The sequence below is a fragment of the Halorubrum sp. GN11_10-6_MGM genome (assembly GCF_005435165.1).
Classification (GTDB): Archaea; Halobacteriota; Halobacteria; order Halobacteriales; family Haloferacaceae; genus Halorubrum.
On sequence record NZ_SGUC01000173.1, the window covers coordinates 1 to 443 of the forward strand.

A 443-nucleotide genomic window follows, 5' to 3' on the forward strand; every position below is an offset into this window, starting at 1 on the left:
GCTCACGACCGACCGGACGACGTTCGCGATCGCCCACCGGCTCTCGACGATCAAGGACGCGGACACGATCCTCGTGTTGGAGGGCGGCGAGATAGCCGAGCGCGGCACGCACGACGAGCTGCTCGACAACGACGGGCTGTACGCGCACCTCTGGGGCGTTCAGGCCGGCGAGATCGACGAACTTCCGCAGGAGTTCATCGACCGCGCGCAGGAGCGCACGGCCCGGATCGTCGAGGACGCCGAGACCGACGACGACTGACCTCGACCGCGGCCGGCCGGGACGCTACGCCGTTCCGGCCGGCCCGGAACCGGTGGAGCCGACCGACCGTCACCGCGGGAGCGACGGACGAGTCACCGCGGGAGCGACGGACGAGTCACCGCGGGAGTTCGGTCCACTCGTCCGCGGGCGCCTCCGGGGACGCGTCGGCGTGGCCGAGCGCGTC

The 443-nt window shown here is 72.5% G+C and carries 1 pseudogene; it reads left to right on the forward strand.

Going from position 1 to position 443, the window contains the following annotated elements:
- Positions 1-259 (forward strand): annotated as a pseudogene (locus EXE46_RS16605) (ABC transporter ATP-binding protein); the annotation flags it as partial.
- Between the last annotated feature and the right edge of the window lie 184 nt (positions 260-443).